General features: G+C 75.7%; 11 protein-coding genes. 2 read left to right on the plus strand and 9 right to left on the minus strand.

All coding sequences use genetic code 11. From position 1 onward, the window contains the following. Position 1: 1 nt before the first annotated feature. The 7 genes from LV78_RS02365 to LV78_RS02395 all read right to left on the minus strand — a co-directional run bounded on the left by LV78_RS02365 (position 2) and on the right by LV78_RS02395 (position 21497). Entirely contained in the window at positions 2-1144 is a 1143-nt protein-coding gene (locus LV78_RS02365; RefSeq protein ID WP_253842968.1) for a glycosyltransferase, read from the minus strand. Next, positions 1141-1962, minus strand: coding sequence for an alpha/beta fold hydrolase (locus LV78_RS02370; protein WP_253842969.1), 822 nt, complete (start codon positions 1960-1962; stop codon positions 1141-1143). Before LV78_RS02370 ends, LV78_RS02365 begins: the two co-directional genes overlap by 4 nt. After that, positions 1959-2273, minus strand: coding sequence for an acyl carrier protein (locus LV78_RS02375; protein WP_253842970.1), 315 nt, complete (start codon positions 2271-2273; stop codon positions 1959-1961). The genes LV78_RS02370 and LV78_RS02375 overlap by 4 nt, the downstream gene beginning before the upstream one ends. Beyond that, the gene (locus LV78_RS02380; protein WP_308208658.1) at positions 2270-6589 is read right to left on the minus strand and encodes a beta-ketoacyl synthase N-terminal-like domain-containing protein; all 4320 of its coding nucleotides are present in this window, start codon (positions 6587-6589) and stop codon (positions 2270-2272) included. The genes LV78_RS02375 and LV78_RS02380 overlap by 4 nt, the downstream gene beginning before the upstream one ends. Next, the gene (locus LV78_RS02385; RefSeq protein ID WP_253842972.1) at positions 6586-13791 is read right to left on the minus strand and encodes a type I polyketide synthase; all 7206 of its coding nucleotides are present in this window, start codon (positions 13789-13791) and stop codon (positions 6586-6588) included. Before LV78_RS02385 ends, LV78_RS02380 begins: the two co-directional genes overlap by 4 nt. Before the next feature lie 927 nt (positions 13792-14718). Then, a complete protein-coding gene (locus tag LV78_RS02390) occupies positions 14719-19635 on the minus strand; it encodes an NACHT domain-containing protein (RefSeq protein ID WP_253842974.1) in 4917 nt (1638 codons plus the stop codon). 80 nt (positions 19636-19715) lie between these two features. Next, positions 19716-21497 carry a non-ribosomal peptide synthetase gene (locus LV78_RS02395; protein WP_253842976.1) on the minus strand — a complete coding sequence of 594 codons (1782 nt, stop codon included), beginning with the start codon at positions 21495-21497 and terminating at the stop codon, positions 19716-19718. A 357-nt stretch (positions 21498-21854) separates the two neighbouring features. Between LV78_RS02395 and LV78_RS02400 the strand changes: the two genes are divergently transcribed. After that, the gene (locus LV78_RS02400; protein WP_253842978.1) at positions 21855-22958 is read left to right on the plus strand and encodes a cytochrome P450 family protein; all 1104 of its coding nucleotides are present in this window, start codon (positions 21855-21857) and stop codon (positions 22956-22958) included. A gap of 67 nt (positions 22959-23025) precedes the next feature. Here the strand turns inward: LV78_RS02400 and LV78_RS02405 are convergent, their stop codons facing one another. Then, positions 23026-23679: a GNAT family N-acetyltransferase gene (locus tag LV78_RS02405; protein WP_253842980.1), complete on the minus strand. Its 654-nt coding sequence runs from the start codon at positions 23677-23679 to the stop codon at positions 23026-23028. Positions 23680-23782: 103 nt separating this feature from the next. Between LV78_RS02405 and LV78_RS02410 the strand changes: the two genes are divergently transcribed. Beyond that, positions 23783-24205 (plus strand): hypothetical protein, encoded by a 423-nt coding sequence (locus LV78_RS02410; RefSeq protein ID WP_253842981.1) that lies wholly within the window; start codon positions 23783-23785, stop codon positions 24203-24205. Between the two features lie 47 nt (positions 24206-24252). Here LV78_RS02410 and LV78_RS02415 read toward each other — a convergent pair whose 3' ends face one another. After that, complete coding sequence (locus LV78_RS02415; RefSeq protein WP_253842983.1) at positions 24253-25764, minus strand: MFS transporter; 1512 nt, start codon at positions 25762-25764, stop codon at positions 24253-24255. Positions 25765-25885 lie beyond the last annotated feature (121 nt).

Here is a 25885-nt window from a genome sequence, read left to right on the forward strand (position 1 = left end):
GTCAGCGGGCGACCGCGACCAGGTGGGCGGCCGCGGCGCTCGCGCCACCGGCCGCCCGGAAGCTGTCCCCGACGGCGCGGGCGGCGTCCCGGTGCCCGCCCGCCGGGTCGAGCACCGCGTCGACCCCCTTGCCGATCGCCTCGGCCCCGGCCCGGGTGAACCTGAGCCGCACCCCGGCCCCGGCGTCGACCACCTGCCCGGCGACGATGGGCTGGTCGTCGCGGATGGGCGCGAGCACCAGCGGGACGCCGTGCCACAGCGCCTCGCACACCGTGTTGTGCCCCGAGTGGCAGACGACCGCCGCGCACCGGGGCAGCAGCTCCAGCTGCGGGACCCGGTGCCGCACCAGGACGTTGTCCGGCACCGCCCCCAGCTCGCCGCCGGGATCGACGACCACCGCGCGCAACCCCGGCCGGTCCGCGAACGCCTCGGCGGCGGCGCGCAGGAACCGGCCGCCGACGCCGGTGTTGGCGGTGCCGAGGCTGACCAGCACCACCGGCCGCCCGTCCAGCTCGTCCCACGGGAAGTCCGCGCCCGGCCTGGGTTTCCCGAGCGCGGGCCCGACCAGGTGCAGCCCCGGCCGCTCGACCGGTCCGGCGAGCGCGGCCGTGGTGAACACCAGCACGCCGTGCTCCGGGTAGCGGGGATCGTTGCGCGCCAACGGGTTCCCGTGCCGCTCGCGCAGCGCGGCGAGCAGCCCGTCGACCCAGGCGGCGACCTTCGGCATGGACGCCAGCGGGTCGACCAGCTCCGCCGACGTCGAAGCCGACCCGACGCACGGCACGCCGCGCCGCTCGGCCACCAGCGACCCGGCGACCGCGTGCTGGTCGGACACCACCACGTCCGGCTCGAAGGCGTCGACGGCGGCGGCCACGCCGGGGGCCATCGCGTCCGCCAGCGGCACGAAGAAGTCCCGCCACAGGAACTGGAACGCGGACGGCCCGGTCAGCCCGGCCGGGCGCTGCGCGGGCAGGTCGTCGGGCACCTCGCAGGGGAACACCGGTTCCCGCGCGAGCGCGCCGAGCAGCTCGCCGTGCCCGGCCCAGGCCACCCGGTGCCCGCGCGCCACCAGCTCGCGCGCCACCCCGGTGAGCGGGTTGACGTGCCCGACCAGCGGGGGCGCGACGAACAGGAACCGGCTCACCCGGCGATCCCGCCGACGACGGCGTCCGGGAGGTCCTCGCCCGCGTCGTGCAGGCTCAGCACCCAGTCCAGCACCAGCTCGCGCACCTCGTGCGGGCGCTCGATCAGCACCGAGTGGCCCTGCTCGGCCAGCACCTCGGTGCGGAACCCGCGCGCCCGCAGCTCGGGGACCTGCGCGGCCAGCCCGGACTCGTCGCCGAACACCGCGAGCATCGGCCTGCCGATCTCCTCCAGCCCGCCGATGACCCGGCTGCGCGGCACGTCGGTGGCCAGCGTCGTGGACTGCAGGATCTTGTTGGCCCCCTTGGACAACCGGGCGGTGTGGCCGCCGTGGTTGGCCTCGATCCAGGCGATGGCCTCGGGGTGGCGCAGCTTGTCGTGCGCGTCGGCGAGGCCCTCGGCGATGTGCCCGGTCCAGGCGCGGGTGGGCGGCTCGGACTCCAGCATCGTGATGCCCGCGACCAGCTCCGGGCGCCAGGCTGCGAGGGCGCAGGCGATGGTGCCGCCGAAGGAGTTGCCGACCACGTGCACGGGCCTGCGCTCGTCCAGCGCGTCGAGCAGGGCGACCAGGTCGTCGGTGAAGTCCTCCAGCCGGTAGCCGGTGGCGGGCCGGTCGCTGCGGCCGTGCCCGCGCAGGTCGTACATCACCACGTCGACGCCCGCCGCCGCGAACGCCGGGCCGAGGGTGAAGTAGTAGCTGGCGAGGCTGTCGGTGAGCAGCCCGTGGACGAACACCACGACCGGCGCGCCGGGATCACCCCCGGCGGCGGGGAGCAGCTGGACGTGCGTGGTGACGGCCCCGGTGGCGACCCTGCTCACGGCGCCTCCCGCAGCGCGGCCACGACGTGGTCGACCAGCCTGCCGACGGTCAGCGCGATGATCTCGTCCAGCTCCAGGTCCGCGACGAACTCGGCGAAGTTGACCCGGTCGCCGTAGTGCTCGCGCAGCGCGGCGGACAGCGTGACCAGGTCGATGCTCTCCATCTCCAGGTCGCCGTGGAAGGTCGACTCGCGGGTGATCTCCGCGTCCTCCAGGCCGTAGTCGCCCAGCACCTCGCGGAGCATCCCGCTGAGGTCGGCCAGCACGGTGTCCGCGTCGGCGGCGCGCCCGGTCGTCGTCCCGCTGCTCATGCCTTGTCTCCCGTCCATGCGACCACGTACCGGCGTTCGGGCAGTCCCGGTGGGTTGGCGGTGTCGCGCAGCCGCACGGCGAACGCGCGTCCGTCGACCTCGACGCGCGCGGCGTCCTCGGTCGCGGCGACCACCCGGAAGGCGCGCGGCCTCCCGCCCAGTCCGGTGCCCAGCGCCTTCCCGACGGCTTCTTTTGCCGCCCAGAACCTGGTGAACCAGTGCGCGCGCTCGCCGGGGAGCCCGGCGAGCAGCGCGAGTTCGGCCTCGTCGCAGGCCGCGTTCTCGGTGCCCCGCGGTCGTTCCGCGACCACTTCGACGTCGACGCCCAGCTCGCCGCGCCCGGCCAGCGCCACGCCGACCTCGCCCGCGTGGGCGATGGACACGGCGACGCCGCGCGGGTCGTACCCGTGGACGCCGGTCAGCACCGGGCGTCCGGCGCCGTCGTTGCGGACGGCGATCTCGGCGGGGTAGACCTCGTCGTCGCCCTCGCGCCACAGCACGGTGCGGGCGGCGTCCTTGGCTGCGATGCGGCCGAGCAGCCAGTGGCGGCGGCGGTGCGGGGGCTGGGCGGTGTAGTCGGCGCGCTCGGCGCCGCCGAGGACGTTGCGCATGACCAGCTCGCGGGTGGCCAGGTCGGGCCAGCGCTCGTGCACGACCGCGAGGTCGCCGTCCACTGTGGACAGCGTGTGCCTGCCGGGCCAGCGGTCGACCAGGCGGATGCCGGGGTCGGTGTCGAAGCGGCGGTCGGACCAGCCGGTGAAGCGCGCCCACACCCGGCCGCCCGCCGACAGCTCGGCGTCGGCGGTGACGCTGGTGGGGGTGACCTCGGTGATGCGGACGTGGCAGTGCAGCGGGCCGTCCGGGCGCTCGCCGTGGAAGGCGATGTGCCGCACCCGCACCGGGAACACGGTGGTGCGCTCGGGCAGCTCGGTCATCACCCAGTAGCCGAAGACCTGGCCGACGTTGTCGAGCAGCGCGCCGGGGTCGGTCAGCGGGGCGATCGTGCCGCGCACGTGCCGCTCCCCCACCGCGATCAGGTCGGTGACGCCCTGGAAGCGGGGGCCGTGGAACATCCAGCGGTCGCCGTAGAAGCGCTCGGCGGTGAGGTCGGGGACGCGCTCGTCCCGGTCCAGCGGCCACGGCTCGGGCGCGGCGGGGCTCCGGTCGGCGAGCTCCACCTCGGCCTGCGAGCAGCCTTCGAGGACGACCCTGATCCGGTTGGGGGACAACGGTTCCACCCGGACGGCGACCTCGGTGGCCGGTTCGGCGACGATCCACTGCAGGAGCCGGACGTCGTGCACGGCCACGGCGCGCTTGCCGGGTGCGGCGCGCTCGGCCAGCTCCACGAGGTGGGTGATCACGGTGGTGGCGGGGACGACGGGCCACCGGTCGGCGTCGTCGGGCCAGCCATCGCGCTGGCGGAAGAAGCAGTGGTCGATCAGGTAGGGCATGGCGCGCAGGTCGAACCTGATCGAGGTCGGCACGGCGGGCTGCGGTGGTGCGGCCTGCGGTGGTGCGAGCGGGAATCGCTGCGGCGCGGCGGTTCGGCCCGCGCGGGTGACCTGGGCGGCGGCGTCGGCGGTCTCGCGCAGCAGCGCGGTCAGCTCGGCGGCGAGCGGGCCGTCGCCGAGGTCCGGCCCGCGCGGCGCGGCGGCGGGGGTGAGCGGCGCGCGCTGGTCAAGGGGCAGGGACACCAGCGCGCCGCCGAGGTCGAGCTTGACCGGGGTCCGCCGCCGTGCCGCGATCCCGTTGGCGGGCGACGGCTTCACGTCCAGCAGCGGGGTCACGTCCGGCTCCGCGCCGTGCGCCCACAGCGCGGTCACCACCCGCCGCAGCTGGGCCAGGCCGCCGTGCGCGGACACCACGAGGTGCTCGTCGGCGGAGAGCCCGTCCGCGACCAGCGACCCGAGCTGCCCCGCGCCGAGCTGCACGAACGTGCGGAACCCCGCGTCGTGCATGGCCCGCACCAGCGGCCGGAACCGCACCGGCTCCAGCAGGTGCCGCACGAACAGCGCGCGCACCTCGTCCGGTTCGGCGGGGAACGGGGACGCGGTGGTGGCCGACCAGACCGGCACGCGCGGCGGGTGCAGGGTGAACCGCGCCGCGCCGTCCCGGATCGGGCCGAGGTAGGGCGCCAGCATGGGGGTGTGGAAGCCGGAGCGGAACGGCAGCACCCGGCTGATCACGCCCCGGCCGCGCATCACCGCGACCACCGCCTCGACCTCGGCCTCCGGACCGCAGACCATGGACTGGCTGGGCGCGTTGTCGTGGGACAGCACGACGTCCGGGTGCTCGGCCAGCAGCGGCACGACCTCGTCGGCCGAAGCGCCGAGCACCGCGAACACCACGCCGGGCACCTGGAGCGAGGCCGGGTCGAAGCCGTCGAGGAACGCGTCGACCTCCTCGGCGGAGTGGATGCCGCCGACCGCCATGGCGGTCCACTCCCCCACGCTGTGCCCGGCGACGGCGTCCGGTCGCACGCCCACCCGGCGCAGGGCCGCGTCGAGCAGCCTGCCGACCTGGAACACGGCGGCCCCGTGGCCGCCGACGTCGCCGACGCGGGCCCCGCTGTCGCGCCAGGGCAGGCCGAAGCGGGCGGCGACGTCGGCCACCTCGGGGGTGAACTCGGCCTCCAGTCCGGGGAACAGGAACGCGGTGCGCCCGCCGAGCGGGGCCGGGGTGAACCAGATGTCGCTGCGCCCGCGCCACGGCGCGCCCTTGGCGACGGCGCGGCGGGCGAGCGCGAGCTTGCGGTCGGTGGGGTCGACGATCCCGATCCGGCAGGGCAGGTCGGTGCGCTCGGTCTCGGCGAGGGAGACCGGGTTCTCCAGCAGCGCCAGGAGTTCCGCCGGGTTCCGGGCGGCCAGCCGCAGCACGCGGGTCGGTTCCACGACCTGCGCCGGGCCGGTCTTCCCGTTGGCCCGCACCGGTTCCCGGAGGACGACGTGCGCGTTGATGCCGCCGAACCCGAAGGCGTTGACCCCGGCCCGCCGCACCCCGTCGCTCTCCCACGGCCGGGCCCGGTCGATCGGCGCGAACCGGGTGGCCTCCAGCGCCGGGTGCGGGTCGTCGCAGTGCAGGGTGGGCGGCAGCACCCCGTGGTGGAGGGCGAGCGCGGCCTTGACCAGCCCGGCGACGCCCGCCGCTGGCATGGTGTGGCCGATCATGGACTTGACCGAGCCGAGCACCGCGCGCTCGCCGTCCGCCGGGCCGAAGACCTCGGCCAGGGTCGCCAGCTCCGCGCCGTCACCGGCCGGGGTGCCGGTGCCGTGCGCTTCGAGGAGCCCGATGGCGCCGGGCGCGCGCGGGTCGAGCCCGGCGGCGTCCCAGGCCTGCCGCACGGCCCGCGCCTGGCCCTCCTGGGCGGGGTTGAGCAGGCTCGCGGAGCGGCCATCGCTGGCCACCCCGGTGCCGGAGATCACCGCGTACACCCGGTCGCCGTCGCGCTCGGCGTCCGCGAGCCGCTTGAGCACCACCACGCCGGTGCCCTCGCCGATCAGCACGCCGTCCGCGTCGCGGTGGAACGGCCGCACCCGCTGGCTCGGGGAGAGCGCGCCGAGCTGGCTGAACACGCTCCACAGCGTGATGTCGTGGCAGTGGTGCACCCCGCCCGCCAGCACCACGTCGCAGCGGCCGGTGGCCAGCTCGCGCACCGCGTGGTCCACGGCCACCAGCGACGAGGCGCAGGCGGCGTCGACGGTGTAGGCGGGGCCGCGCAGGTCGAGCCGGTTGGCCACGCGGGACGCGGCCAGGTTCGGCACGAGCCCGATCGCGGCCTCGGGCGCCTCGGGGCCGATCTGCTCGGTGAACGCCGCCCGCACCCGCTCCAGGCGCGCCTCGTCCAGCTCGGGCGCCAGCTCGCGCAGCGTGGTGACGAGCTGGGTGGCGGTGCGCACCCGCTGGTCCAGCCGCACCAGACCGGGCGTGAGGTAGCCGCCCCTGCCCAGCACCACGCCGACCCGCCGCCGGTCGGCGGGCAGCGCGGACTCGCCACCCGCGTCGGCGACGGCGTCGGCGGCGACCTGGAGCGCGATGAGCTGGTCCGGTTCGGTGCCGGGCACCGAGCGCGGCATGACGCCGAACCCGGCCGCGTCCACGGCGGCGTCCACGAACCCGCCCCTGCGGCAGTAGACGCGGTCGGCGCGGCGGGTGCCGTGTGCGTCCGGGTCGTAGAAGCCGGGGTCCCAGCGGTCCGGCGGCACCTCGGTGATGGCGTCGACGCCGCCGACGATGTTGCGCCAGTAGGCGTCCAGGTCCGGCGCGCCGGGCAGCAGCACGGCCATGCCGGTGATGGCCACCTCGGTCACGCCGGTCACCAGCCCGACGCGGTGTAGACGACGGCGTGCCGGTCGTCGGCGCCGTAGGCCAGCTCGCGCAGCAGGCTCAGCGGGCCTTCGTCGGGGTCGATGAGCGCGATGCCGCGCGCCGCGTAGGAGCGCATCAGCTCCGGCGTGACCATGCCGCCACCGGCCGCAGCCCACGGTCCCCAGTGGACGGTCAGGCCGCGCCTGCCGGGCTTGCTCCAGCGGCGGGCCAGCTCTTCGAGCGCGTCGTTGGCTGCGGCGTAGTCGCACTGGCCCCGGTTGCCCAGCGCTGCGGCGATGCTGCCGAACAGGACGGCGTGGCGGGGCGGTTCGGGCAGGGTGTCGACCGCGTCCAGGAGGGTGCGGGCGCCGTCGACCTTGGTGCCGAAGACTCGGCGGAACGACTCGACGCTCTTGTCCGCCACCAGCTTGTCCTCGATGACGCCCGCCGCGTGCACGACGGCGTCCAGGCGGCCGTGCTCGTCGTGGACGCGCTTCACCGTGGTGCGCAGGGCTTCCGCGTCCAGCACGTCCACGGCGTGGTAGCGGGCCTCGCTGCCGAGGTCGGCCAGCTCGGCGAGGGTGGCGCGGACCTCGCGGGCGGCCAGCGCGGCGGAGACGGCGCGCTCGACCTCGGCGGGCGAGGTCATCCCCCGGCTCAGGAACGCGCCGCGCAGGGCGGTGCGGTCGTCGGCCCCCACCAGGTCCGGGTCCTCGGGGCCCGCGGGCAGCGGGGTGCGGCCGACGAGTTCGAGGCGGCAGCGGGAGGCGGCGGCGAGGGTCTTGGCGAACCGGGCGGTGATGCCGCGCGCGCCGCCGACCAGCAGCACCACGGCGTCCCGGTCCAGCCCGGCGGCGAGCGCCTCGGCAGTGCCGTCACCGGCCGGTCCGGCGCCGGAGGCGGCGACGGGGCCGAGGTCCTCCATGGCGAGTTCGAGGGCGTGCCGGGAGTCCGGGCCGTGCAGGACGACCGGGTGGCCGGACGGGGCGGTGAGCTCGGCGGCGATCGCGGCGACCGGGTCGGCGGACTCCAGGAGCGCGCAGGGCAGGTCCGGGTACTCGCGGGCGAGGGTGCGGAAGAAGCCGCGCAGGCCGGTGACCGAGCCCTCGCCGCGCCGGTCGACGGCGAGCAGGGCGCGGGGCGCGGCGGTCAGGACCTCCTGGAAGCGCGGGAACTCCTCGGGCAGCGGCGGTTCCGCCGGGTCGAGCGCGCCGAGGTGGACGACGACCGCGCCCGCCGGGGCGTCGACCAGGGTCGCGCCGAGCGCGGTGAGGCGGGCGGGGATCTCGCGGTCGGCTCCGGTGAGCTGGTCGACGCCGACGAGGTGCACGCGCGCGCCGGTGAGGTCGGTGGTGGCCGGGAGGGGCAGGGGGACCTCCCGGAACACCAGGCGCTTCGGGGCGATGACGGTGGCCTCGGCGGGGGTCGGCGCAGCGGCCTGCGCGCCGATCGGCAGGGCGGGCGTGCCTGCGGTCGGCACGACCGCCGGGGTTGCGGAAGTCGTTGCCGCGCCTGGGATCGCGGCGGGCGCGGCGCCGGTGATCAGGGCGGCGATCGCGGCGGCGGTGCGGGCCGCGCTCAGCTCCTCGACGCGCGAGCCGTCGCCGACGTCCAGGCCCAGCCTCGTCGCGACCTCGCCCGCGATCTCGGCGCGCTTGATCGAGTCGACGCTGAGGTCGGCCTCCAGGTCCAGCTCGGGCTCGACCATCTCCACCGGGTAGCCGGTGCGCTCGGCGACCACCTCCACGATGGTGCGCAGCACGTCCGGCCCGGTGGCCTGGGCCGCCGCGACGGCGACGGGCGCGGTGGGCGCGGTCTGCGGGAGGCGGGCGCGCAGGGCGTCGGCGAGCGCGGTGGCGGTGCGGGCGGCGGCGAGGTCGTCCAGTCCGCTGTCCGCGTCGAGCGCGAGGCCGAGCTTCTGGGCCAGCTCGCCCGCGATCTCCACCCGCTTGATGGAGTCCACGCTCAGGTCGGCCTCCAGGTCGAGGTCCGGCTCGACCATCTCCACCGGGTAGCCGGTGCGCTCCGCGACCACCTCCACGACCGCGCGCAGCACGTCCACCACCGGCGCTGGCTGGACGACGGCCACGGTCGCCTGCGCCACCACGGTTTGCGCCACCACGGTCTGCGGCACCACGGTCTGCGGCACTGCGGCAGCAGCCGCCGGTTGCGGCACTTGTTGCAGCACAACGGGTGCGGGCGCACCGGCCGCGCCGAGGTAGGTGAGCAGCACGTCCCGCTGGGCGGAGATCATCTCGCGGCTGGTGCGCAGGAACTCCGCCACCAGCGCGTCGGGCGTTCCGGTCTGGGCCTGCGGCTCGGGCACGATCAGCTCCGCGGTGACTCGGTGGGCGGGGCGCAGCGCGCCGGGCTGGATGCTCCCGTCGGCGCGTCGCACGAGGTGGCCGTCCACGGTCCAGCCGGGGACGGGTGGCGCGTCGGCCGGGTCGACGGCGTCGCGACCGCGCACGAGCGGTCCGGCGAGCACGTCCGCGCCGGAGACCGCGAGGACGGCGAGCGCGGTGAGGAACCCGGTGAGCCCGCCGTCGAGGGTGACGACGCGGTGCGGCCGGTCGCCGAGCACGGCGCGGACCAGCCCGCGCAGCACCCGGCCCGGCCCGACCTCCACGAACACCCGCGCCCCGGCGTCGTGCATGGCCTCCAGCTGCTCGGCGAACCGCACGGGCGCGCCGATCTGGGCGGCCAGCTCGGCGCGCACGGCGTCCGCGTCGGCCGGGTAGGGCGCGGCGGTCCGGTTCGCCCACACCGGGATCTCGGGCGCGCGCAACGACATGCCGTCCAGCACCCGCCTGAACTCCTCCCCCGCGCCCGCGACGAGCGGGCTGTGGAAGGCGCAGGCGACCGGGATGGCCTTGGTGCCGAGCTTGGCCGCGCGCAACCGGTCCTCGGCCTCGCGGACGGCGGCGGTGGGGCCGGAGAGCACGGTCTGCTTGGGGGAGTTGCGGTTCGCGGCCACCACGGGCAGCCCGTCGACCAGCCGCTCGACCACGTCGGCGGGCGCGGTGACCGCGATCATCGTGCCGGGGTCGCCGGAGCGCACCTGGTCGAGGATGGCCCCGGCGCGGGCGGCGCTGGCGGTGAGCAGGTCGGCGGGGGTGAACACCCCGGCCGCGGCGAGCGCGGCCAGTTCGCCGTAGCTGTGGCCCGCGACCAGGTCGGGGCGGACGCCGAAGGTGGCGAGCAGCTCGGTGGCGGCCAGCTCCACGACGCCGAGCGCGGGCTGCGCGGTGGTGGTCTCGGTGACGCGCTCCCGCTGCCGCGCCCGGGTTTCCTCGTCGAACGCGGCGGGCGGGTACATCGCCTCCGCCCAGCGGGCGCCCAGCCGCAGGTGGCCGCGCAGCTCGGGGAACGCGACGAGCAGCTCGGCGAGCATCCCCGGCTTCTGGCTGCCCTGGCCGGGGAACAGGAACGCGAGCTTGCCCGGTTCGGCGGCGTCGGCGGTGAACACGCCCTCGGTGTCCGTCCCGGCGATGCGGGCGCGCAGCTCGGCCGTGCTGCTGGCGAGGATGGCGGTGCGCACGGGTTCCCCGCGCCCTGCGGCGACGTCGGCCCGCGCGGCGGCGAACCGGGCCAGGTCGCGCAGCCGCGCGCCGGGGTGCCGGTCGGCCCGCTCCACGATCGCGGCCCCGGAGTCGTTGCCGCGCAGCAGGAACAGCTCGACCGGCCACTCGTCCAGGGCGTGCCTGGCCGGTGGCTGGTCGTGGGCGCGCAGCACCACGTGGAAGTTGGTGCCGCCGAAGCCGAACGCGCTGACGCCCGCGACGCGGTCGGCGGGGTCGGCTGCCCACGGGCGGGCGGTGGTGTGGAAGGCGAACGGGCTGGTGTCGCGGTCCCAGGCCGGGTTCGGCTCGGTCAGGTGCAGGGTCGGCGGGGTGACGCCGTGGTGCAGGGCGAGCGCGGTCTTGATCAGCCCGGCCAGGCCCGCCGCGCACTTGGTGTGGCCGATCTGGGACTTGACCGAGCCGACCGCGCACGAGCCCGGTTCCGCGCCCGCCTCGGTGAACACCTCGGTGAGGGTGCGCAGCTCGGTGCGGTCGCCGACGACGGTGCCGGTGCCGTGCGCCTCGACCAGCCCCACCCGCGCCGGGGAGATCCCGGCGGCGCGGTAGGCGCGGGTGAGGGCGGCGCGCTGGCCCTCGGGGCGCGGGGCGGTGAGGCCGAGCGCGCGGCCGTCGCTGGCGCTGCCGACGCCGTCGACGACCGCGTAGACCCGGTCCCCGTCGCGCTCGGCGTCCTCGAGGCGCTTGAGCACGACGCAGGCGACGCCCTCGCCGAGCGCGATGCCGTCGGCGGTGCGGTCGAACGTGGCGGAGCGGCCGGTGGGCGACAGGGCGTGCACGGAGGCGAACATCAGGAAGTCGTTGATGCCGTTGTGCAGGTCGGCCCCGCCGCACAGCACCAGGTCGCTGCTGCCGGTGACGAGCTCCTTGCAGGCCACGTCGACGGCGGTGAGCGAGGAGGCGCAGGCGGCGTCGACGGTGTAGTTGGCCCCGCCGAGGTCGAGCCGGTTGGCGACGCGGCCCGCGATGACGTTGGCGAGCACGCCGGGGAACGAGTCCTCGGTGAGCCTGGGCAGCTGGGCGTCGAGCGCGGGCGGCACGGAGCCGAGGTAGGCGGGCAGGGTGGTGCGCAGGGTGGTGGCGCCGGACAGGTCGCTGCCGGACTCCGCGCCGAACACCACGGAGGTGCGGGAGTGCTCGGTGCTCGCGTGCGGGTAGCCGGCGTCGACCAGCGCCCTGCGGGAGGCTTCGAGCGCGAGCAGCTGCACGGGTTCGATCGCGCCGAGGGAGGCGGGCGGGATGCCGTAGGCGAGCGGGTCGAAGGCGATGGGCGGCAGGAAGCCGCCCCACTTGGACGGGGTGCGCTCGCCGTCGCCGTCCGGGGCGTAGTACAGCTCGGGGTCCCAGCGCTCGCGCGGCACCTCGGTGACGCTGTCGCGCCCGGCGAGGACGTTGGCCCAGAAGGACGGCAGGTCGGGCGCGCCGGGGAACATGCAGGCCATGCCGACGACGGCGACGCGCAGCGGCTTCGGCTCGGGGGCGGTGCGGCGCGGGGCGGCGGCGCGGACCTCCTCCGCGCGCCGCGCCAGGTGCGCGGCGGAACCGGCGGTGACGTCGGCGTGCAGGTCGGCGATCGTGGTGGTGGCCGAGCGCAGCACGCTGACCTCGCCCGCCATGAACATGCCCTCGGCGGCCTGCCGGTCCCGGTCGACCTCGCGCAGCTCGGCGCCGACGCGCTCGACGCCCTTGCTGGCGACGCGCAGGCGGCCGACGTTGAACTTCTCCAGGCGCTCCCAGGCTTCCCGGTCCGGGACGGCGGCGCGGGCGAGGTCGGCGCGCAGGGCGGCGAAGTCGCCGGTGAAGCCGCTGGCTACGCAGCGGGTGGCGTGGCCGGGGGCGGTCTGGAGCAGGTCGGTGCGGGTGGCGGTGACCACGTGCCGCTGGAAGACCTCGCCGATGGCGCCCGCGTCGACGGCCTCGGCGGTGAACAGGTAGGCGGTGCCCATGAGGACGCCGACCTCGACGCCCGCGCGGACCAGCGGTGCGGCGAGCGCGGCGACCATGGCGGCCGAGCGGGCGTCGTGCACGCCGCCCGCGAAGAGCACGGCCGTCCCGGCGCCCGCCTTGTGCTCCAGGAGGACGTCCACTTGGGACTCCCAGAGCGGGAAGCTGTTGCGGGGCCCCACGTGCCCGCCGCACTCGGCACCCTCGAAGACGAACTTGCGGGCGCCCGCCGCGAGGAACTGGCGCAGCAGGCCGGGTGAGGGCACGTGCAGGAAGGTGGAGACGCCCTTGGCCTCCAGCGCGGCGGCCTGCGCGGGACGGCCGCCCGCGATGATGGCGTGGCTGGGCCGGACCTCCTCCACGACGGCGAGCTGCGCGGCCCGCACGTCCTCGGCGGCGAACCCGAGGATGCCGACGCCCCAGGGCTTCCCGCCCAGCTCGGCGCGGGTGCGTTCGAGCAGGGCGCGGGTCTGGTCGGCCCCGGAGAGCGCGAGCGCGACGAACGGCAGGCCGCCCGCGCCTGCGACGGCGGCGGCGAAGGCCGGGCTGTCGCTGACCCGCGTCATGGGGCCCTGGGCGATGGGGAGGGCGGTGCCGAGAGCGCTCTCACTTTGCAGGGCTTCGGGTCTGGGGGAGGTTCGGGCATCCGGCCGGACGGCGGGCGGCGCGGCGCCTGCCGGAGGCGCGGCGCCAGCGGCACTCGCGGTGTTTGCCGGACTCGCGGCGCCAGCGGCACTCGCGGCGCCAGCAGCACTCGCGGTGTTTGCCGGACTCGCGGTGCCAGCCGGACTCGCGGGGTTCTCGGCGGTCGCGTCGCCCGTGGCGCCCGCCGGGCTCCGGTCGCCGAGGAGGGCGGTGCGGGCGGCGGCGTCGGCGAACGCGCCGGTGATCGCGTCGCGCACGCCGCGCACGGCGGCGGCGACGGTGGGCCAGCGGCGGGTGAACGCGGTGGCCAGCGCGACGTCCTGCCCGACCGGCAGCAGCCCGCGCGCCGGGTCGTGGTGCAGCAGCGCGGCGGGGTCGTCGGGCAGCGCGGTGGCGCCCGGTCCGCGCCGGTGCAGGAAGTGGACGCCTTGGTGCACAACGGTTTCCGACCCGTCCAGCCCGCGCAGCGCCTCGGTGGTCGCGACGGGCAGGCCCGCGTCGTCGTACAGCGCGAACTGGGTGTCCAGCAGCACGCCGGCCGCGCCACCCGCGACGGCGGCGGCGGCGGTGTGCGGCCCGATGCCGCCCGCCGCCCACACCGGGACGTCGCCGATGTCGGCGAGCAGCTGCTGGAGCAGCACGAACGTGCTCAGCTCGCCGACCCGGCCGCCGGACTCGCGCCCCCTGGCGACGAGCCCGACCGCGCCCGCCGCGAGCGCCGCGCGGGCTTCGGCCAGGTCGGTGACCTCGACCAGGACCTCGCGGTCGGCGAACTCGGCCGGTGAGCGCGCGGGGTCGGCCAGCAGCACGACCTCGGCGGCCTCGGGCAGCGGTGGCACGGCGACGCCGGGTCGAACGCGCACGCCGAAGCGGCCCGGTGTCCAGCGGGCGGTGTCGGCGAGCGCGCGGACGGCCCCGTCGACGTCGGTGGGCAGCTCCAGGACCGCGAGCGCGCCCGCTCGCGCGGCGGCGGCGGTGAGTCGCGGCGCGGACCGGTGGACCGGGTTGAGCGCGATGACCAGTTCCGAACGAACCACTCGCATGAACGTCTCCCGGCACGGCGAGTAGGCGACCCGATGTTCGATCAGCCGTAGTCAAGAGAAGAAGGCAGGACGGGGTCAACACCCCCCGTTCGGCCGGCAGGAAACGCTTTCGGAAAAGGATCGGAGACAAATTGTTCGGAAGCGCACGGCGGCTGAACTGGGCAGTAACCTGGCAGATCGAAAATTTCTGCCCGCCCAGGTCACGACCTCGTCATGCATCCGACACCAAAGCATTACGGCTCACGCAAAATTTGTGAGAAAGATCACAACCATTCGGTGTAGTGGTGGATACACCAGCAGCCCCACCGCATTCGTCCGACGATCCTTACCCCTCAGGGGAAGCGGGTACAGCCCCACCACGGCGCACAGGCGCGGCGCTGAATAAGTCGACAACAACCGATAAACACTCAATTCAGCGTTGACGGAAGTCCCCGATCGCCGTATTGCGCAACCCCGATTCCGCCCGCAGCACACCCCCGGTCAACACCTCGTCCGCCCAAGGAAAAATCCGCGCCCGTTCAGCCCCGCGCGACCACGACGAGTTCACCCGAGGGCGAGCCCACCCCCTCCCCCCGCCACCCTCCGTGCACGGCGACGACCTGGAACCCGGCCCGCCCGACCGCCGCCCGAAGCTCCGCTTCGGTCCGGAACCGCAAGGCGGCCCGCCCGTCGACGGGCCCGTCCGGCAACCCGAACCGGCACCGGTACCGGGCACGAGGGCGCGGCGCAGGTCGGTGAGCACGGCGGCGAAGGCGTCGTCGCTGAGGGGGAACCGCACCACGTGCCCGGCGAGCACGGCGGCGTCGGGCAGCGCGGAGGAGGTGCCGAGCACCCGGTCGACCCGTCGGCACCGGGCTTGGCCCGCGCGGCGTCGAGCGAGGCCCGAGCCGGGTCGCCCCAGGTCGCCGGGCGCCACCGACGACGGCGTCACCGACGACGAACCCCCAAGCGGCCCAACAACTCCCTGGCCTCACCCCGGCACACCTCGCTCCACCGCGCGAGCTCCCGAGCGGCCTGGACGCGGACGTGCCTGGCGACCGCGCCGTCGAACGCGACCGAGCGCACGACGGCGGACGCGGCGTCCCGCTGGTCCCGCCGCACGGCCACCATCCCCTGGGCGCACCGGAGCCTGACCACTCCCGAGGCTCCGCGGGCGAGCGCCCGGAGCTCGCGGACGGCGGCGGCCGAGTCGAACTTGCCCAGCCGCAGCAACACCTCCCGCCGCTGGAGCGGCGTGCCGTCGAGCCCGAGCAGGAGCTCGGCGACCTCCCGCCGGCGCGCCCGGCTCACCACGCCGAGCAGGCAGGCGGCACGGGCGCGGGCGGTGACGGGCAGCGCGGCGTCGAAGGCGATCGACGAGGCCCCGTCCTCGGCGAGCCGCTCCCCGTTCTCCCCGAACCACCGCAGCTCCTCCACCGCCCGAACGCGGAGCGCGGCCCGCTGCCCGGAGTCCCGAACGACCTGGTCGAGCACCCGAACCGCCAGCGCCCGATCGCAGACCTGGAGCTCCCGGACCCACCGCGCGACCTCGACCCGAACAGCGGCCCCGGCGGACTCATCGGCCAGCACGACCCGCAACCGCGCGAAGTCCTCGCGCAGCCGGGAACCCCAAGCCCGCCGGTACTCCCCACCCCGACCGGGGACGAGCACCTCACCGGCCGGAACCCCCATCCCCACCAGCGTCTCGACGTCCCGCCACCGCGTCGCCCCCTGAAGCCGCGCCCGCACCACCTCCCACTGCCCGAGGCAGAGCCCGGCCAACTCCGCCCACGCCCCCTCCCGCTCCAGCACGACGGCGGCCTCGCGCCTGGACGACCGCCGCAACCCCACCGCGGCCTCGACGACCTCCCGCCGACCGCTCTCCACCGCACCGAGCACGTCCCGGATCTCGGCTTCGGACTCACCGGCGAGCGGAAGATCACCCCAGGCGTCGAGCACCGGCAACCGCTCCTCGACCGACCGGGACCGGTCGCCCAGCAGGGCGCGCTCGGCCTCGATCCGCTCCTCCGGCCGGAGTTCGACCAGCACCTCCCGCCCCCGGACCTCCGGGTGGCGCACGAGGGCCGCCGCCGGATCAGCCGCCGCCCGCTCGAACGGGTCGGTCAGCCTGCCGAGCCACGTGACCGCCTCCACCCGCTCCTCCAGCAACCCCGTGGTCGCCATCCGGCGCAGCACAGCGGCGACCTCCCCGGCGCACGCCCGATCCAGCAGCACCAGGTGGTAGCTGGCTTCGGCGCTCCCCTCCCGCATCCGACGACGGCACCACGCCACCGCCTCCGCCCGACTCCCCGGATCGGTCTCGGCCAACTGCCGCACCACCGCGAACCGCTCCCGTAAGCCGAGGTTCTCGTCCTGGGCCAGGGCACGCAGTTCCGCGACGCAGCCTGCGATCGCCGCAGCCGTCACCCTGGCCCGACACCCCGTGTCGGGATGACGCGCGACGTCCTCCAGCGGGACGGCGACCCCGAGGTCCAGGAGTGCCAGCAGACCGGCACGCCAGCGCCAGGACCCGGAAGCACCCGCGAGCAGCACCGAGGCGGAAGCCCTCTCCGGGTCCCGCTGCGCCAGGAGCACGGAGGCTTCCCCGCGAACGAGCGCGGGCACGGCCGGATCGGTGACGAAGGCGGTCAAGCGCGGCGAGGGAAACCCCAGCACCTCCACCGCCTGGTGCGCCTCCCACACCTGCCCGGCGGTGCTCCACGGATCGGCGATCACCTCGTCGAACGCCTCGGCCACCTGCCCGCGATGCCCTGCGCTCGCGCCGATGAAGCCCCTGACGTGGTAGTAGGCCTTCCAGGGCAACGTGGTCCGCACCAGCTCGCCGAACCCGGCGATCCCCACCCCTTGGTGCCGCAGCGAAACCAATGCCCGCGCGGCTTTGAGCCGAGGCAAATCGGAAAGCCCCGCGCCCCGCACGACTTCTTCCAGCGCGGCGGGCAGGTGTCCGAGGTCGAGCCCGTGGCAGGAAGTCGCCACTTCCATCGCCACGTCCCGTTCCGCCAGCAGATCGGCCAGGCAGGTCAACGCGCGTTCCCGATACCCGTTGCCCAGCAGCAACAACTGGCACCACGCCTGCGCTCGTGCCTGCGGACCGCCGAATTCCACCGCCGACTCGAAGTGCGCGATCACCTCGGGATGGAACTCCGGCCCGATCTCGGAGAGGTGCTCGGCGGCCCACCCCCTGAAGTGCGGCGGAGCGGAGTGGTCGGCCACCGCGGCGCGCAGCGCGGCGACCGCTTCCCGTCGGTGGCATCCACCGAGCGTGGCCAACTTGCTCAACCCCGACAACCGGATTCCAGCGGTCAGAAGTGGCGAGCGGGCCACGTCCACGAGCCACTCGGCGGCTTCGTCGTGGTGCTCGGGAGCGAAGTCCGCGAGCGATTCCGCAGCCCACGCCGCGGTCTGGCTGTCGGTCGTCGGATCGGCCAAGTGCCCCACCAGAGCGCTGAACGCGCTCTCCTCAGCCTCGAACCCGACGCAGTGGGCCAGGTACAGCGCGCTCTCCTCCCGTTGAACCCCCTGCTCCCCCAGCACTTCCCACACCAGTCGCTCAGCGACCTCGCGGTGCCCGGCTCCGAGTTCGGCGAGCACCAACGCCGCCTTGATCCGGTAATAGCGGTTCCGCCCGTGATCCCCGATCAGCGCCCCCAGCGCCTCGACCGCCACCCGCTCCTCCCCCAGCGCCACCAACCCCAGAGCCGCGTCCCGGACCCCGGCCGTGCTGTGCACCCGGTCCCGCAGCACCCCGGTGAACACCTCCACCGCCCGCCCCGCGAACCCCCCGTCGATCTCCACCACCCCGGAAGCGAGCTCCACCAGATCCGCGTTGGCCGTGAACGGGTCCCCCACCAGCTCCAGCAACCGCCGAGCCGCCCGCCCTGCGGCCTCCCCACCGAATCCCGCCAGCGTCACCGCCGCTTTCCGGCACTGCTCCCCGTCCGCCCGCGCGTCCACCAGCACCGCCCACAACCCGCCCTCCGCGAACCGCGCCTCCTCACCGCCCCACTCCGCCAGCGCCTCGGCCGCCGCCAGCCGGTCCCCCACCGCAACCCCCTCGTCCCCCACCGCCGCGCACAGCACCTCCACCGCCGCACCCCCCACCCGCAACCGCACCGCCAGCGCCGTCGCCGCCTCCACCCGCGAGCGCCACGGCGCGGCCCCGTCGTGGACCAGCCCGGTCAGCCAGCCCGCCAGCCCCGGGTGCCGCGCCCGCCCCACCTGCTCCAGCACCTCCGGCTGCTTCGCGGTCATCGCCCAGCCCCGCGCGGTCACCAGGAACTCCTCCACCGCCTCCGCCCCGGCGGGCAGGTGTCCGGCCAGCAACCGCGCCGCCAGCAGGTGCTGCTCCCCACCCCCGCCGTTCAGCAGCCGCAGCAACCCGTCCGCCCGCTCCGGCCACAACCGCGCGTGGTGCAGCAGGACCGTCCGCGCGTACCGCCCCCGCTCGCGGGGCAGCGCCGCGTGCAGCAGCCGCCCGAACCCCACCCCGTCGAACCCGTCGCGCGGCAGTTCCCGCGCCTGCGCCGTGGCCGACAGGTGCTCGGCGAAGCTGTGGTGCAGGAACTCCAGCCCGCCCCCGCGCACCACCAGCGGCCCGACCGCGACCAGGAACTCCGCCAGCTCCTCCCGCCACCCCACCCCCAGCACCTCGCCGGGCACGGTCGCCCCGACCCACGCCACCGCCGCCCCGCCCAGCTCGACGTCGGTCTCCCGCCGCGTCCGCCCCAGGTGCTCCAGCAGCGGCGCGCGCCACGGCTCGAACACCCCGCCCCCGCCCCGCAGCACCCCCAGGTACGCCTCGAACAGCTCGTACCGGCTGTCCGGCAGCGGCCGGTCGCCCCACCGCTCGAACAGGATCGCCGCGATCGTCGCCAGCAGCGGCAACCGCACCAGCTCCACCAGCCCGGCCGCCCTGACCTGCCGGACGAACCGCCGCCCGACCTCCGCCCCGAACCAGTTCCCGGCGAACACCCGCAGCCCGGCCTCGTCGAACGGCAGCAGCTCGTACCGCAGCGCCCCCACCCGCCGCAGCGGGTCGGCCCCGTCCACCGGTCGCGTCGTCAGCAGCACCCGGTGCCCGCCCGCCGACGCCCACAGCGCCAGCACCTCGGCCAACCGCTCCCGCCGCGCCACGTCGGCGACCTCGTCCAGCGCGTCCACCAGCAGCAACCACCGGCACCCGCCCACCCGCGACGCCAGCACCGAGGGGTCGACCGCCCCGCCCAGCAGCGCCCCGTACTCAGCGTGCGCCCCGAGCGCCAACGCCTCGAAGAACGGCAGGTCCAGCCGCGCGGCCAGCTCGCGCGCGGTCACCCGCAGCGGCACCACGGCCTCGGCCAGCGGGTCGCCCTCGCCCTCCCACCGCCGCGCCACGTCCGCCGCCAGCCGCAGCAGCAACGTCGACTTGCCCTGACCGGCCCCACCGGTCACCACCAGGTGCGCGTCCCCGTCGAGCACCTCCCGCAGCGGTCGCGCGGGCGGTCGCACCACCTGCCCGCCCCACGTGGGCGCGGCGACCTCCACCACCCCGCCACGCCCGTCGGGCACGACCCGGCGCCGCTCGGCCGGGCCCCGCTCCGGCTCCTCCGCGAACACCCCGAGCTCCTGCCGCACGTGCACCGCAGCGAGCGACGACCGCGCGCCGGGCAGCCGGTACGGGAACCGGTGCTCGGCCTGCGCCTGGGCGCGCAGCAGCGCCCGCACCCCGGCGGGCAGCCGCGCCGACCAGTCCCCCGGCCCGTCGGCGTGGGACGCCGAGGGCGCCGTCGCGTGCACGTGCACCCCGCCGTGGACGACCCCGGCCTGCACCACGGTCCCGTCGACGTCGCCAACCCGGTTGCCCACCACACCGGAGATGCTCCCACCGCGCCGCCGAACGAATCCGCAGTTCAGCGGCCCCACCGTTCAGCGGCCCCGCGCCACCCTCAGGCGTTCCCCTCCCGCTCCGGCACCCGCCCCCGCCGAGCCCCAGACCCCGACCCAGACCCCGAAGGCGGGGTCCGCTGCTGCGGCACCGGGGTGGTCACCCGCGCGGCCAGCAGTCGCACCGTGCGCGCCTCCACCAGCTCCGCCGCCGTCAACCGCACCCCCCACCGCGCCGCGACCTCGTCCCGCAGCCGCAGCAGGTCCACCGAGGTCCCGCCCAGCGCCGCGAAGTCGTCCACCGCCCCCACCAGGTCCACGTCCAGCAGCACCGACCACAGCGCCGCCAGCTCCCGCTCCACCTGCCCGCGCGGCGCCACGTAGTCGTGGCCCAGCAGTGGCCGGGAGCGGTCCGGTGCGGGCAGGGCGGCGTGGTCGACCTTGCCGTGCGCGGTCAGCGGCAGGCGGTGCACGGGCACGAACACCGACGGCACCAGGTGCTCCGGCAGGGTCTCCTTGAGGAACGCCCGCAGCTCCGGCACCGGCACCGCCCAGTCCGTCTCCAGGTGCGCCACCATCCCGCCGCGCCCGTCCGCCGTCACCACCGCCCCGGTGATCATCGGGTGCCTGCACAGCGCCGCCTCGACCTCGCCCGGCTCGACCCGGTGCCCGCGCACGTTGAGCTGCCGGTCGATCCGCCCGATGAACTCCAGGTCCCCGCTGGGCAGCAGCCGCGCCAGGTCGCCGGTCCGGTACATCAGCGCGCCCGGCCGGTCGGAGTGCGGGTCGGTCAGGAAGCTCTCGTCGGTCTGCTCCGGCCGGTTCACGTACCCGCGCCCCACGCCCGGCCCGCCGATCAGCACCTCGCCGACCTCGCCGGGCGCGGCGGTCGCGCCGTCCTCGCGGCGCAGCAGCACGGTCACCCCGCGCAGCGGCCTGCCGATGGTGGGCCGCTCGCCCGGCGCGCACGCGCCGATCGTCGCGCACACCGTGGTCTCGGTCGGCCCGTACGCGTTGACCAGCCGCACCCGCCCCGCCCACCGCTCCACCAGCGCCTGCGTGACGGGCTCGCCGCCGGACACCAGGGTCCGCAGGTGCGGCAGCCCCCCGGTGGGCAGCGACGCGAGCAGCGACGGCGCCGCCGACAGGTGCGTGACGCGCAGCTTGCGCAGCACGCGGGCCAGCTCGACCCCGGCCAGCACGGTCCCGCCCGGCGGCAGGCACAGCACCCCGCCGGACAGCAGGCTCATCGCCAGCTCCCACACCCAGGCGTCGAAGGTGGGCCGGGCGAACTGGAGCACGCGCGCGCCGTCCAGGTCGCCGAAGTGCTCCGCGACGGCCAGCGCCAGGTTCACCACGCCCTCGTGCCCGATGGCGACGCCCTTGGGCGAGCCGGTCGACCCGGAGGTGTACAGCACGTACGCGAGCGGTCCTGGCACGTCGGCGGGTTCGGCCGCGGTGCCAGGGCGGTCGACGCGCAGCAGCTTCGGGCCCCTGACCGGCGGCGACGGCTCGTGGTCCGCGATCACCAGCGGGGCGGACGTGTCGGTCAGCGCGATCCGGGCGCGGGCGCGCGGTTGGGCGGGCGGCAGGGGCACGTACGCGGCCCCGGCCCGCCACACGCCCAGCACGGACACCACGAACTCGTACCCGCCGCCGATCAGCAGCCCGACCGCGTCGCCGGGCTGGACGCCGGAGGCCGCGATCCGGGTGGCGAGCGCGTCCGCGTGCCTGCGCAGCGCGCCGTAGGTGACCACCTCGCGACCGTCGTCGACGGCGGGCCGCGACGGGTCGTCCTCGGCCCAGCGGGCGAACAGGTCGTAGCCGCTCAGCGGCGCGCTCACGAGGCTTCCAACCGGTCGGCTGCCACCATTTACGGCACTCCCATCCGAAGGACCTCGCGGGCATTCCGGTGAGCGCGCGGGAAAGCGCCCGAGCGGCGCCGACCGGGCGCGTCCCCGGACGGGCGGTCCCCCGGTCAGCCGACCTGAACGCCCTGCTCCCGGTTAGTACCCCGCCCCCTGGACCGCAGCAACCGAGAGCCACCCGGTCGGGTGGAAAGCACGGGCTAACCGGTCGGGGTGTTGAGGCTCGCGGGCGCCCCAACCGACAATCCCTGAGACCGCACAAGCGGTGTTCCCCGCGCTCGACCCCATCGCGCCGCCGGTCAGGCGGAGAAGCCCCGCGAGCGGAGGCAGCCCATGCCCGCAGCCCTGACCTTGCCGCACCCGCCCGGCCCGCCGGTCCGCCTGGAACCGCCCGGCGAGCGCTCCGGCCTGACGTCGGTGGGCGTGCCGTTCGGCGCCGAGGCGTGGCTGGTCACCCGGCGCGAGGACATCAGCGCGCTGCAGGACGACCGCCGGTTCACCAGCGCGGCCGAGAGCAGGCCGCCGCTGCTGCCCGGCCGGGTCGTCCCGCCCGCCCGCGAGCGCGACGACGGGGACCGCGCGAGGCTGCGCAGGGTGCTGGCCGACTGCCAGGTCCCGGCCGGTCCGGTGCTGGCGGCGCAGCGCCCGAGGCTGCTGGGCATCGCGGACACCCTGCTGGACGGCGTGCTCGACGCGGGCGGCCCGGCCGACCTGGTGGAGCGCTTCACCGCGCCGCTGAGCGCGGAGGCGACCTGCGAGCTGGTGGGCGTGCCGTACGCGGACCGCGCGGTGTTCCTCGACTGGTTCACCGCGTTCGCGGTGGGCGGCGACACCGGCCGCTCCCGCGACCTGGTCACCGCGTACACGGACCGCCTGGTCGCCGAGCGCAGGGCGCACCCGCGCGCGGACCTGGTCACGGCGCTGGTGCGCGCGGAGCCGGAGCTGACCAGGGGCGAGCTGCTGGAGGTGGTCGGCGGCGTGCTGCTGGCGGGCGACGGGGTGGCCACGCAGCTGGCGAACTGCGCGTACGTGCTGCTGGCGCACCCCGAGCACGCGCGCCTGCTGCGCGAGGAGCCGGAGCTGATCCCGCTGGCCGCGCAGGAGCTGCTGCGCCGCGTGCCGTTCCCGCCCGGCGCGGCGTGCGCCCGCTACGCCACCGAGGACGTGGAGCTCGGCGGCGCCCTGATCCGCGCCGGGGACGCGGTGGCGCCCGCGTCGGCGCCGGGCGCGGACGCCCTGGACTTCCGCCGCGAGGCGGGCCCGCTCCCGACCGGGCACCACTGCCTGGGCCCCGGCGTGGTGGCGGAGCTGCTGGAGGTGGCGCTGACGGCGCTGCTGCACCGCGTGCCGACCGTGCGGCTCGCGGCGGAGGAGGTGCTGGACTGGCGCCGGGACCTGCTGGTGCGCCGCGTGGTGCGCCTGCCGGTGACCTGGTGAGCGCCCCCCGCGCGGTGCCGGGGTGACCGGCCGGGCCCGCAGGGGCGGGTTCCCCCGGTCCTCAGCCCTACTCGGGGCTGCGGCTGCGCGGGATGCGCGCCTCGGGCGCCTGGACCGGCGCGGGGTCGCGCCACAGCCCGTGCAACCGCAGCCCGCCCGCCACCGGGTGGGTCCACAGCACGTCGAAGCCGTGCGCCCGGTAGAACGGCAGCACCTCGTCACCGGCGGTCCACAGGTAGGCGGGCGTGCCACCCTCGTCGCACCACCGCAGCCCCGGTTCCAGCACCGCCGAGGCGAGCCCGCTCCTGCGCCGGTGCGGCACGGTCGCCAGCGCCCGCAACCGGTGGTGCGGCAGGGAGGGCTCCCGCTGCTCGGCCAGCGCCACCGCGCGCTCGTACCGGGAGGCCCCGAACGGCCCGATCTGGTCGGCGACCCACCGCGCGGTCTCCAGCTCCTCCACGGGGTCGGGCCGGTGCTCGGCGTGCGTCCACACGGCGGCGGCGGACCGGCACGGCGTCAACCAGGCCCGGACGGCGGGCAGCGGCGGCTCGGTCAACCAGTCGGCGACGACGGCCCCGAACTTGAGCTCCAGCACCTCCCGCCGCCGCGCGCCGTCGGGCTCGTAGTGCTCGGCCAGCGGGCTGTCGTGCAGCCCCTCGGCCAGCACCGCCCCCAGCTCCCCCGCGTCCAACCCGGTCGCCTCCACCGTGGTCCCGATCACCGGGCTCCCCCTTCCCCGCGAGCGGACCCCCGCGACCGGATCACCCGCGCCCTCAGGGGCGCGGAAGCGCCCACCAGTGTCCATTGAGGACGGAGATTCCGCCATGCCGAGACGAGTGCACCTGGTCGAGCTGGACGAGTGCGCCGAACCGGGCGACCAGCGGTCGGCCCCGACGTTCGAGTTCCACCGGAACGACCGCTCGGCGCTGCTGACCACCCTGGACGAGCCGTTCGCGGTGGCCCTGGCGGCGGACGGGACGGAGGTGGAGCTGGCCCGCGAGGTGAAGCGCCTGTTCCCCCGGTGCCACGTGGTCGTGGGCGGCGAGGCCGAGCAGGCCTTGGTGGACGCCCCGTGGGTGGACGTCCTGGTCCACGGCCACACCGCCCGCAGGGTCCCGGCCGTGCTGCGCGCCCTGGCCAAGGGCTGCGGCCTGGGCGAGGTGCCCGGCATCAGCTTCTGGGCGGACACCGGCTGGGAGCGCACCGTGGTGACGACCGTGATGCCCACCCCGCGCGTAGGCGGCTGACCGGAGGGGTGGGAGGGCCAGCCCAGCCGCCCCCCACCCCTCACCTCTCACCCCAAATGCACCACAGGCGCGCTCTCGACATCGGCCCGCTGCAAAGCCCCCTTGCCGACCAGAACCGAAGCCAGCACAGCCGCGACGCACAACAGCACCGCGGCACTGGCGAACACCGCCGAATACCCCGACACCACCCGCTCGACGGCCCCAGGCCCCTCGGCCCGAGCCACCACGCCCGCGTAGATGGCCGTGACCACCGCGAGCCCCACCGACCCGCCGACCTGGTTGGCGGCCGTGGCCGTGGCCGCAGCGGCCCCTGCGTCCCGAGCCTCGACCCCGAGCAGCGCGAGGTTCTGCAACGGCACGAACGTGAAACCCATCCCCACCCCGAACAGCACCAGTCCGGGCAGCACCTGGGCCCAGTACCCGCCGTCAGCCGTGATCAGCCCCAGGTACCCCACCCCGCAAGCCGCGAGCACCGGCCCGAGCACGAGCTGCGCACGCGGCCCGACCCGCTCCAACATCCGGGTGGCGAACGGCACGGTGACCGTGATGCTCGCGGTGATCGGCAACGTGCCGAGCCCGGCGAGCAGCGGCGACAACCCCAACACCCCCTGCAGGTGGAACGTCAGGTACAGCATCGCCCCGATCATCACCGCCCCGGTGATCCCCTGGATGAGGAACGCCGCGACCCGCCCCCGATCAGCGAACACCCGCAACGGCAACAACGGGTGCGCGGTCCGCGCCTCCACGACGACGAACGCCCCCAACAACACCACCCCGAGCACCACGAACCCCACCGCGGAAGCGGAAACCCAAGACTCCTCGGCAAGCGTCAGCCCGTACACGAGCGCCCCCAGCCCCCCACTGACCGCGACCGCCCCGAGCACGTCGTACCGCCGATCCCCGTCCGCCCGCGACTCCCCGAGCAGCAGCCCTCCGGCAACCACCCCGACCACCACGAACGGCACGTTCACCAACAGGCACCACCGCCACGACAGGTACTCGGTCAGCACACCCCCGAGCAACAACCCGATGGCCGCACCCGCACCGGAGATCCCCCCGAAAACAGCGAAGGCGACATTGCGCTCACGCCCGGAGGGAAACGTGACGGTGACGATCGCCAATGCGGCAGGCGCCATCAACGCCGCAGCAACCCCTTGCAACCCCCGAGCTACGAGCAACTCCGCACCACTACCCGCAAGCCCACCCCACACAGACACAACACCGAACAGCGCAAGCCCAAGCAAGAAGGCCCGCCGCCGCCCCCAGAAGTCCGCGATCCGCCCACCGAGCAACAACAACGCCCCGAAGGCCAGCGCGTAAGCCGTGACCACCCACTGCCGAGCCCCGTCCGACATGCCCAGGTCGACCTGAGCACTGGGAAGCGCGACGTTGACGATGGTCCCGTCGAGGACAACCAGCAACTGCGTCAGTGAGACAACCGCGAGAACCCACCAGTTCCGCCTACCCGCAGGCACACGAACAACAGGGTTGAACCGAGCAAAAATGGAGTGCCTCCACCACGAACACGCCCGAGGTTTCCAGCCCCGACCGGGCAGCACACACCCCCGACCACCCCGGCAACGCGCCGGTCAGACCCCCCGACCCTAACAAACCACCCCACCCGACAGCCCAGCAAAACCCCCAAGTGCCATCCTCACGCAGGCCCATACAGGCCCACGC

The sequence above is a fragment of the Actinosynnema pretiosum genome (assembly GCF_024171695.1).
GTDB classification, from domain to species: domain Bacteria; phylum Actinomycetota; class Actinomycetes; order Mycobacteriales; family Pseudonocardiaceae; genus Actinosynnema; species Actinosynnema pretiosum.

Excerpts from the sequence above, each read along its gene's own strand:
- LV78_RS02375 (WP_253842970.1), bottom strand. The coding sequence starts at position 2,273 with ATGAGCAGCGGGACGACGACCGGGCGCGCCGCCGACGCGGACACCGTG.
- LV78_RS02385 (WP_253842972.1), bottom strand. The coding sequence starts at position 13,791 with ATGCGAGTGGTTCGTTCGGAACTGGTCATCGCGCTCAACCCGGTCCAC.
- LV78_RS02400 (WP_253842978.1), top strand. The coding sequence starts at position 21,855 with ATGCCCGCAGCCCTGACCTTGCCGCACCCGCCCGGCCCGCCGGTCCGC.
- LV78_RS02410 (WP_253842981.1), top strand. The coding sequence starts at position 23,783 with ATGCCGAGACGAGTGCACCTGGTCGAGCTGGACGAGTGCGCCGAACCG.